Here is a 9,840-nt window from a genome sequence, read left to right on the forward strand (position 1 = left end):
GCCGGATCCCGCAGAACTCATGCTGGACGTCCACGCGTCGAGCGAGCGGGGCGGTGACCCGGCGGCACCTCGGGTGCATCAGCAGCCTCACGGCTACCGACAAGAGGATGGTGCACCAGTGAGCGCCGACTGGGTCGAGGTGCGGCGGGGGGCCTACCGCGATTCGGTCACCCTGATGCGGGTGAGCCGCCTGCTGGCGGAGCGGCCGGAGGTGTCGTCGGCGATGACGGCGATGGGCACGGAGCCGAACCTGGAGTTGCTCGCGCGGATGGGGTTCGCGGTGCCGGCGGACGCCGGACCGGCGGACCTGGTCGTCGCGGTCCGGGCGGAGGACGGCGGCCTCGACGGGGCGCGGGAGGCGCTGGACGCGCTGCTGGAGGAGGCCGCGAGCGCCCCCGGCGACGGCGGGGTGCTCGGTGCGCCGCCCGCCCCGCGGACGACGGCGTCGGCCGCCGCGCGAGGCGAGGCGACGGTCGCGCTGGTGTCGGTGCCGGGCCCGCACGTGTTCCCGGAGGCGATGGACGCGCTCGACGCCGGCCTCAACGTGATGATCTTCAGTGACAACGTGCCGGTGGCGCAGGAGATCGCGCTGAAGGAGGCGGCGGCGCGGCGCGGGCTGATCGTGATGGGGCCGGACTGCGGGACGGCGGTCGTCGGCGGCGCCGGGCTCGGGTTCGCCAACGCGGTGCGGCCCGGGCCGGTCGGCGTGGTGGCGGCGTCCGGGACGGGCGCGCAGCAGGTGATGTGCCTGCTGGACGCGGCGGGCGCGGGCGTCCGGCACGTCCTCGGGGTCGGCGGGCGGGACCTGTCGCCGGAGGTCAGCGGCCGGTCCGCGCTGTCGGCGCTGGCCGCGCTGGACGCCGATCCGGGCACCGAGCTGATCGTGCTGGTGTCCAAGCCGCCCGCGCCGCAGGTCGCGGACCTGATCCGGGAGGCGGCGCGGCGGCTGGACACGCCCGTGGTGTTCGCGCTGCCGGCGCCCGGTGAGGACGACCTGACGCAGGCGGTGGAGAAGGCGCTGAAGGCGCTCGGGCTGACCGTCCCGCAGTGGCCGCGGTGGGCCGCGCCGCGTCCCCGGCGCGTGCCCCCGGGGAGGGCGCTGCGGGGGCTGTTCGCGGGCGGGACGCTCCGCGACGAGGCGGAGGTCATCGCGCGGGACGCGCTCGGCTGGGACCTGGGGGCGCGCGGGCACCGGTTCACCGACTTCGGCGACGACGCCTACACCCGGGGCCGCGCCCACCCGATGATCGACCCGACGCTGCGGCTGGAGGCCGTCGCGCGGGAGGCGGCGGACGCGGCGTGCGGCGTGCTGCTGCTGGACGTGGTGCTCGGCCACGGCGCCGAACCGGATCCGGCGGCGTCGCTGGCCCCGGCCGTCGAGGCGGCGCTGCGCGACCGTCCCGACCTCGCCGCCGTGGTGTCGCTGTGCGGGACGCCGGCCGACCCGCAGGGCCGCGACCGGCAGGCGGCGGCGCTGCGGGACGCGGGCGCCGCGGTGTTCGCCTCGAACGCGCAGGCGGCGCGGCACGCGGTCGCGCTGGTGGAGGGGGTGTCCGGATGACGGACGTGCGGCCGCCGCTCGGCGGCCTCCTCACGCGCGACCCCCGGGTCGTCGCGGCGGGCGTGGACGTGCTCGCCGACGCGCTCGACGACCAGGCCGTGCCGGTGGAGCGGGTCGACTGGCGGCCCCCGCCGCCCGGGACGGAGGCGGCGCTCGCGGCGGTGCTCGGCGATCCCGGGCACGCGGACGCCAACGCCGAGGCGGTGCGGCGGATGACGACCGCCCGCCCGCACCTGGTGGACGTCCGCCCGGCGAGCGACGTGCTCGGCCTGGAGAGGGGGACGTTCCTGCACGCGGGGCCGCCGCTGGAGTGGGACCGGGCGTCCGGGCCGATGCGCGGCGCGCTGATCGGCGCGATGATGCTGGAGGGCCTCGCGGAGACGCCGCGCGGCGCCGAGCGGGAGCTGGAGCGCGGCGCGGCCGTGCTGGAGCCGTGCCACCACCACGGCGCGGTCGGGCCGATGGCGGGGGTGGTGTCCCCGTCGATGTGGATGCTGGTCGTCGAGGACGCCGAGCACGGCGGCACCGCGTGCTGCTCGCTGAACGAGGGCCTCGGGAAGGTGCTGCGGTACGGGGCGTACGGGCCGGAGGTGATCGAGCGGCTCGTCTGGATGAGCGAGGTGCTCGGTCCGGCGCTGCAGGCGGCGGTGCGGCGGCACGGCCCGCTCGACCTGATGGCGGTCATCGCGCAGGCGCTGCAGATGGGCGACGAGCTGCACAACCGGAACCGGGCGGCGACGTCGCTGCTGCTGCGCGAGCTGGGGCCGGACCTCGCCGCCGCCGAGGAGGTGCCGCGCGGCCGGGCCGCCGAGGTGCTCCGGTTCGCCGCCGGCAACGACCACTTCTTCCTGAACGCGGGGATGGCGGCGGCGAAGGCGTGCGCGGACGCGGCCCGGAACGTCCCGGGGTCGAGCATGGTCGTCGCGATGTCGCGCAACGGCACCGACTTCGGCGTCCAGGTGTCGGGGACGGGCGACCGCTGGTTCACCGGGCCGGCGGGCGTGCCGGACGGCCTCTACCTCGGCGGGTACGGCCCGGACGACGCCAACCCCGACATCGGCGACTCGGCGATCACCGAGACGGCGGGGGTCGGCGGGTTCGCGCTGGCGGCGGCGCCGGCGATCGTCCGGTTCGTCGGCGGCGAGGTGCCGGACGCGGTCGCCGCGACGCAGCGGATGTACGAGATCACCCTCGCCGAGCATCCGGCGCTGCGGATCCCGCTGCTGTCGTTCCGCGGCACCCCGGCGGGGATCGACGTGACGCGGGTCGTGCGGACCGGGATCCTGCCCGTCATCGACACCGGGATCGCCGGGCGGGAGGCCGGGACCGGCCAGGTCGGCGCGGGGATCGTCGAACCGCCGTCGAACGTGTTCGGCGCGGCGCTGCACGCGCTCGCGGAGATCGCGTAGCGGCCCTGCGCGGGGGTACCGTCCGGGACATGACCGAGTCGATCACCGGAGAGCAGTACGCCATCGCGGCCGGGCCCTACCGCGCCGTCGTCACCGAGTCGGGCGCGAGCCTGCGCGAGCTGACCCACGACGGTCGGCCGCTGGTGCTGTCGCACGGCGCGGACGAGCCGGCCCCCGCCGCGTTCGGGCACCTGCTGATCCCGTGGCCGAACCGCGTCGACCGGGGCCGGTACACCTACGCGGGCACCGACTACCAGCTGGACGTGTCCGAGCCCGGCCTGGACTGCGCGATCCACGGGCTCGTCCGGTGGGCGGCGTGGCGGGTCGCCGAGCACGCCGCGGACCGGGTCCGGCTGACGCACCGGCTGCTCGCCACCGGCGGCTACCCGTTCCGCCTCGACCTGGAGGCCGAGTACAGCCTCGACGCGGCGGACGGGCTGCGGGTCCGGATGTCGGCGTCCAACCCGGGCGCCCGGACGGCGCCGTACGGGCACGGCGCCCACCCCTACCTCACGGTCGGGGTGCCGATCGACGAGTGCACCGTGACGCTGCGCGCCGACCGGTACATCCCGGTGGACGACCGGATGATCCCCGTCGGCGGGGACGCCGACGTCACGGGCACCGACCGCGACCTGCGGGACGGGCCGCTGCTCGGCGCGCGCCGGATCGACAACGCGTTCGCCGGGGTGCACCGCGACGAGGACGGGCTGGCCTGGGTGACGCTCAGCGGCAACGGCCGGACCGTGCGGCTGTGGGCCGACGACGCGCACCCCTGGATGGAGATCTACACCGCCGACAACGCGCCGCGCCCGCGGGAGGGCCTCGGCGTCGAGCCGATGACCTGCCCGCCCAACGCGTTCGCGTCCGGCGAGGGCCTCGTCGACCTCAAGCCGGGCGAGCGCTTCACCGGTTCCTGGGGAATCGTGACCCAGCCATAAGCGCCTCTTGGCGGCCGTTCAGGTCGGCGCATTCCACGGGGACGTCACCATTGTCACGAGCGGGCGACCGCTGGGCACGTCGAATTCTCGGTGCTGTTCCTCCGGAAGGGTGGCGACGCCATGGACGAGCGCTCTGCGCGGCGGCCCTTCGCGGCCAGGTTCCACGAATGGCGCCGCGAGCGCGGCTCGTGGACGCTGTGCGAGCAGCTCCGCTCCCACGCCCGCGAGCTCGACTCCCTCATCGAGGCGCGGGAGGCGTCGGCGCCCACGTCCGCGGAGCACGCGAAGCTGCTGCAGAGCGCGCGCGGCGAGCTGCGCCGGGCCGAGAGCGTGATCGATTTCGGCACGCACCGGCGCAGCCCGAGGGCCTCGCACGTGACCGCCGCCCAGCTGCACATCAACTCGGCCCTGTCGCTCTGGTTGCGGACCCTTCCGGCGAAGGAGCTCGAGCCGTGCCTCCCCGGCATCTTCGCCGCCGTCAGGCTGCATCTCAGCGCCGAGGACGAGCGCAGGACCGCCGTCGAGCGGATCGCGCTGGAGGTCCGGGCCGCGCAGGAGGCGTCCCGTGACGTCGCCCTGGCGCCCGACCGGCTCATGACGATCGTGGAGGCGCTGAAGGCCGCCTGGGACGCCGAACTGCGCGAGAAGTTGCGCGCCCAGAGCTTCGCGCGCCTCGTCCGGTGGACCACCGTCTTCCTCGCCGGCCTCGCGATCGCGGTGGCCGTGGTCTCGATGGTCTGGCCGAGGGTGGTGCCGCTGTGCTTCAACCCTCCGGCGGCGCCCGCGCTGAGGGGCGGGGTCGCGGCGGTCTGCCCGACGGCGTCCAGGGAGCAGATTCCGGACGTCGGCAAGGCCCGGGCGACCGCGGACACCGCCGGCCGGGCCGACTACCTCGCCGTCGAGTTCATCGGGCTGACGGCGGCGAGCGTCGCCGCGGCCGCCGCGCTGCGCAAGGTCAGGGGGACCAGCACCGCCTTCGGGATACCGGTCGCGCTGGCCCTGCTGAAGCTGCCCACCGGGGCGCTCACCGCCGTCCTCGGGCTCCTGCTGATGCGCGGCGGGTTCATTCCCGGGCTGAGCGCGCTCGACTCGGCGGGCCAGATCATCGCGTGGGCCGTCGTCTTCGGGTACTCGCAGGAGCTGTTCACCAAGTTCGTGGACCGGCAGGGGCAGGCCGTCCTGGCGGACGTGCGGGGCCCGGCGGAACCGCCCCGCGCGGCCGTCGTCCACAAACCGGCGCGCGCTTGAATATTGAATTTCCGAGTAATGCATAAATAGCCGTCCATGCGGCTAATCACGCCAATCAGCGGCTATCTACCGTAATATGCCCTGGACTGGATTGCTCGCTTAACGGGTCGCCGCGCAGTCTGGACGGGAAAACCGACAGAGAAGGGAGCGACCGATGACGCAGCAGACCGCACCGGTCAAGGCCCCGCCGTTCCCCGGCCGGAACCTCAAACAGCCGCCGCTCATGAAGGGCGACGACGTCCGGACGTGGCAGGCCCAGATGGGCCACCGCGGCTGGACGATCACCGTTGACGGCGTCTACGGCCCGGTTTCGGAGGACACCTGCCGCGAGTTCCAGAAGCGCAAGCACCTGCAGGTGGACGGGATCGTAGGGCCTATCACCTGGAAGGCCACCTGGGAGGCCCCGATCAACTAGCGCGGGGCCGGGAGACGGCGCCCGGCGGCGCCGTCTCCTGCTCGGGCACGGGCGTGCGGTCGGCACGACGGCACGCCCGCGCCACCGCGCCACGGCCCAGGTGCCCGCTCCAGGCCGCGGCGCGGCGCGGGTCAGGCCGACTCGGTCGCGGGCACCGCGTCCACCGCGGTGGCGGCCTTCTCGACGGGGGCCTTGGAGGCCGGGCCGCTGCCGCGCAGCGGGACCTCCTTGATGAACCACGCGACGACGAACGCGATCGCCGCGAGCACCGTCCCGCCGATGGCGATGCCGTGCACGCCGCTGGTGACGCCCGACTCGAACGCCTCGCGGACGGGAGCGGGCAGCTTGGCCAGCAGGTCGGGGGTGACGTGCTGGCCGCCAGAGGCGAGCCTGTGGCCGGCGTCCGCGCCGAGCCGGCGGACCGCCTCGTCCTCGAACCGGTTGTTGTAGATGGAGCCGAGGAGCGCGACGCCGAGCGAGCCGCCGATGGTGCGGAACAGCGTGACCGACCCGCTGGCCGAGCCCATGTCGCGCAGCTCGACGCTGTTCTGCGTGACCAGCATCGTGTTCTGCATGATCAGGCCCATGCCGACGCCGACGCCCAGGGTCAGCAGCGAGCTGGTGAGCGTGCTGGTGTCGACCTTCAGCATCAGCAGGAGCAACATCCCGCCGGTCAGCACCGCGCCGCCGATGATCGGGTAGTGCCGGTAGCGGCCGGTGCGGGTGATGAGCTGGCCGCTGAGCAGCCCCATGGCGAGCATCCCGAACATCAGCGGGAGCAGCAGCAGGCCGCTGGTGGTCGGGCTGGCGCCCTGGACGGTCTGCATGTAGAGCGGCAGGTAGTTGACCACGCCGAACATGGCGGCGCCGACCATGAAGCTGAGGATCTGCGCGGCGGTGAAGTTGCGGCTGCGGAACAGCCGCGGCGGCAGGATCGGCTCGGGCATCCTGGTCTCGGCGAACACGAAGACCGCGAGCGCGACGACGCCGACGACGGCGAGCACGATGATCCGCGCGGACCCCCACGGGTACTGCGAGCCGCCCCAGCTCGCGACCAGCGTCACGCACACGATCCCGATGGTCAGCAGGGTCGCGCCGACGTAGTCGATGCGGGCCTTGATGCGGGCGGTGTGCAGCCGCATCCCGAACGCGATGACCACCAGCGCGACCGCGCCGATCGGGACGTTCACGTAGAACGCCCAGCGCCAGCTGAGGTGGTCGGTGAGGAAGCCGCCGAGCAGCGGCCCGCCGACGAACGCGAGCGGCATCATCGCGCCGATCATGCCCTGGAAGCGGCCCCGCTCGCGGGGCGGCACCAGGTCGCCGATGATGGACATGGCGCCGACCATCAGGCCGCCGGCACCGAGGCCCTGCAGCGCGCGGAAGCCGATCAGCTCCCCCATGTTCTGCGACAGCCCGGACAGCATGGACCCGACCAGGAACACCACGATCGAGGTCATGAACATGCCCTTGCGGCCGTACAGGTCGCCGAGCTTGCCCCAGATGGGGGTGGCGGCGGCGGTGGCGAGCGTGTACGCCGTCACCACCCACGACAGGTGCTCCAGCCCGCCGAGGTCGCCGACGATCGTCGGCAGCGCGGTGCCGACGATCAGGTTGTCGAGCATCGCCAGGAACATCCCGAGCATGAGCCCGAAGATGGCGATGTAGATCTGCCGGGTGCTGAGCGCCGGGCGCTCGGCCGTCCCGTGTTCGGTCATGGTCACCTTCCCCTGAGGTCCCGCGACACGGGAACCCACTTACTTGCCGCCCGGCTAGTTATAGTAGCCGCAATCCGGAGGAACCGGACCGGTCACCGGCCCGGAACGGGCGCCTCCTGACAATCGCCCGGATCTTGGGGGATCATGGCGGGGTGAACCTCAGCGTCTCCTCGTTCGACGACCTGTCCGCGCGCATCGCCGCCGTCCGCGACGAGCACCGCGAGCGCTTCCCCGGCGGCGCCGACGGCCGCCAGCCGGTGCACACGGTCTACGTCCCGGCCGACCGGTTCTCCCGCTCGACGCCCGCCGACTTCGGCGCGGAGGCGCTGCGCCTGCTGAACACCCACACCCCCGGCGCCGGCTCGTTCGGCGCCGCGTTCGGGCTCGACCCCGAGCTCGCCGGACCGGTCCGCGAGCGGGTCGCCGCCAAGCTCGCCCGCGAGCCGATCGAGGACGTGCGGATCGACTTCGAGGACGGCTACGGGGTGCGCCCCGACGACGAGGAGGACGCGCACATCGCCCAGGTCGTCGAGGCCGTCGCCGCCGCCTACCAGGTCAAGGGGCTGCCGCACTACTGGGGCGTGCGGGTCAAGTCGTTCGCCGACGGCGGGCACGACCGCGCGATGCGCACCCTCGACGGGTTCCTCACCGCGCTGCGCGACCGGCTCGGCCGGCTGCCCGGCGGGTTCACCATCACCTTCCCCAAGGTCGTCGCGGCCGACCACGTCGCGCTGTTCGTGGAGTACCTGGACCGGCTGGAGACCGCGCTCGGCCTGCCGCCCGGCATCCTGCGCTTCGAGGTGCAGGTGGAGACCACCGAGGCGATCTTCACCCCGGACGGCCGGATCGGGCTGCCCGGCATCGCGGCCGCCGCCGGCGGCCGGCTCACCGCCGCGCACTTCGGCGTGTTCGACTACACCGCCGCGCTCGGCCTGCCGCCCGAGGAGCAGCGCCTCGACCATCCCGCCTGCGACTTCGCGCGGCACGTCATGCAGGTCGCGTTCGCCGGCACCGGCGTCCGGCTGTCGGACGGCTCGTCCAACGTGATCCCGCGCAACGACGGCCCGGACGAGGTCAACGCGACCTGGCAGGCGCACGCCGCGCAGGTCGGGCACTCCCTGCGGCACGGCTTCTACCAGGGCTGGGACCTGCATCCCGCGCACCTGCCGAGCCGCTACGCCGCCGTGTACGCCTTCCACCTGACCGGCGCCGACGAGGTGATCGGCCGGGTCCGCGCGTGGCACGAGCAGGCCGCGACCGGCGGGGTGCTGGACGAGCCCGCCACGATCCGCGCGCTCACCGACCGGCTGCGCCGCGCCGTCGACTGCGGCGCCCTCGACGAGAGCGTCCTGCCCGCCTCCTAGCCTGCGCTACGCGCTGCGCGGGCCGGTGCGCCACAGCGGCCCGACGGCGTTGAGGACGGCGCCGAGCTGCTGCTCCTCGTAGGCGAAGTGCGCGTCCAGCTCGGCGGTGATCCGGTCGAGCTCGGCGCGGACGCGGGCCGGGTCGGCGGAGTCGAGGTCGTCGACCAGGGCCTGGAGCTCCCTGCGCGCCCCGGTCACCTCGGTGTGCTCGCGGCGGAGCCGCCCGATGACGGGGGCGAGGCCGGGGAACGCCCTCGTTGAGTTGTGGCGTGTCGTGGTCATGGACGGCCGCTTAACCACGACACGCCACAAGTCAACGGTCTGGGCGGGTGAAGGCGGCGAGGTCTTCGGGGGTGTCGATGTCGTCGGGAGAGGCGACGGCGTCGCAGGGGACGGGGGTCACCAGGTCGGGGTGGGCGCGCAGGAAGCCGCGCGCGCCCATGTCGCCGACCGCGGCCTCGGCGACCGCGGCGAAGTGCCCGGCCCGCAGCAGGACGGGATTGCGCGGCGCGCCCCCGTAGGTCGCCGCGGCGATCTCGGCGCCCGCGTCGTAGGCCGCGACGAGCAGCGCGACCGCGGCGGCGGTCACCCGCGGCTGGTCGACGAGCGCGACGACCACGGCGGGGCAGCCCGGCGGCAGCGCCGCGAGCCCGGCGCGCAGCGACGAGCCCATCCCCTCGCGCCAGTCCGGGTTCGGCACCACGACCGCGCCGATCACCTCGACCTGCGCGGCGCCCGCCACCACCAGCACCGGAGCGCAGCCGCCGTCCCGCAGCGTCCGCACGCCACGGTCGACGAGCCGCTCCCCGTCCAGCTCCACCAGCGCCTTCGGGCGGCCCAGGCGGCTGCCCTCCCCCGCGGCGAGCAGCAGGCCGGCCGGCGGCTCCGCGCCCTGCCTGTCCAATTCCTTCGCGGTCATCCGCCGAGGGTAGCCCGCGGCTAGCCGCCGGCGTGGATCCTGCCGCTGGTGTCGGTGAGCGGCCGCCCCGACCCGCCCCAGCGCAGCTGCACCAGCTCCGCCGCGATCGACACCGCGGTCTCCTCCGGCGTCCGGGCACCGAGGTCCAGCCCGATCGGCGAGCGCAGCCGCGCCAGCTCGGCGCCGGTGAGGCCGGCCTCGCGGAGCCGGGCGAGCCGGTCGTCGTGGGTGCGCCGCGACCCCATCGCGCCGACGTACCCGGCGCGTG

10 protein-coding genes are annotated in these 9,840 nt (G+C 74.6%); 6 read left to right on the plus strand and 4 right to left on the minus strand.

Going from position 1 to position 9,840, the window contains the following annotated elements; all coding sequences use genetic code 11:
* Nucleotides 1-118 precede the first annotated feature (118 nt).
* The 5 genes from F8568_RS46215 to F8568_RS46235 all read left to right on the plus strand — a co-directional run bounded on the left by F8568_RS46215 (nt 119) and on the right by F8568_RS46235 (nt 5,571).
* A complete protein-coding gene (locus F8568_RS46215) occupies nt 119-1,561 on the plus strand; it encodes an FdrA family protein (protein ID WP_328601330.1) in 1,443 nt (480 codons plus the stop codon).
* Nucleotides 1,558-2,970: a YlbE family protein gene (locus F8568_RS46220; protein WP_151600517.1), complete on the plus strand. Its 1,413-nt coding sequence runs from the start codon at nt 1,558-1,560 to the stop codon at nt 2,968-2,970. Before F8568_RS46215 ends, F8568_RS46220 begins: the two co-directional genes overlap by 4 nt.
* A 29-nt stretch (nt 2,971-2,999) precedes the next feature.
* Entirely contained in the window at nt 3,000-3,908 is a 909-nt protein-coding gene (locus F8568_RS46225; protein ID WP_151600518.1) for an aldose 1-epimerase family protein, read from the plus strand.
* A 120-nt stretch (nt 3,909-4,028) separates the two neighbouring features.
* Nucleotides 4,029-5,156: a hypothetical protein gene (locus tag F8568_RS46230; RefSeq protein WP_151600519.1), complete on the plus strand. Its 1,128-nt coding sequence runs from the start codon at nt 4,029-4,031 to the stop codon at nt 5,154-5,156.
* 154 nt (nt 5,157-5,310) lie between these two features.
* Nucleotides 5,311-5,571, plus strand: coding sequence for a peptidoglycan-binding domain-containing protein (locus F8568_RS46235; protein ID WP_151600520.1), 261 nt, complete (start codon nt 5,311-5,313; stop codon nt 5,569-5,571).
* A gap of 131 nt (nt 5,572-5,702) precedes the next feature.
* Here F8568_RS46235 and F8568_RS46240 read toward each other — a convergent pair whose 3' ends face one another.
* Complete coding sequence (locus F8568_RS46240; protein ID WP_202126178.1) at nt 5,703-7,289, minus strand: MDR family MFS transporter; 1,587 nt, start codon at nt 7,287-7,289, stop codon at nt 5,703-5,705.
* A 152-nt stretch (nt 7,290-7,441) separates the two neighbouring features.
* Between F8568_RS46240 and F8568_RS46245 the strand changes: the two genes are divergently transcribed.
* On the plus strand, nt 7,442-8,653 hold the full coding sequence (locus tag F8568_RS46245) for a DUF6986 family protein (protein WP_151600521.1): 1,212 nt from the start codon (nt 7,442-7,444) through the stop codon (nt 8,651-8,653).
* Between the two features lie 6 nt (nt 8,654-8,659).
* Here the strand turns inward: F8568_RS46245 and F8568_RS46250 are convergent, their stop codons facing one another.
* The 3 genes from F8568_RS46250 to F8568_RS46260 all read right to left on the minus strand — a co-directional run.
* Entirely contained in the window at nt 8,660-8,935 is a 276-nt protein-coding gene (locus F8568_RS46250; RefSeq protein WP_151600522.1) for a hemerythrin domain-containing protein, read from the minus strand.
* 31 nt (nt 8,936-8,966) lie between these two features.
* On the minus strand, nt 8,967-9,572 hold the full coding sequence (locus tag F8568_RS46255) for a nucleotidyltransferase family protein (protein ID WP_151600523.1): 606 nt from the start codon (nt 9,570-9,572) through the stop codon (nt 8,967-8,969).
* 20 nt (nt 9,573-9,592) lie between these two features.
* Nucleotides 9,593-9,840: XdhC family protein (locus tag F8568_RS46260; RefSeq protein WP_160573973.1), on the minus strand; the 248-nt coding region annotated here is incomplete at its 5' end.

The organism is Actinomadura physcomitrii (assembly GCF_008923205.2).
Classification (GTDB): domain Bacteria; phylum Actinomycetota; class Actinomycetes; order Streptosporangiales; family Streptosporangiaceae; genus Spirillospora; species Spirillospora physcomitrii.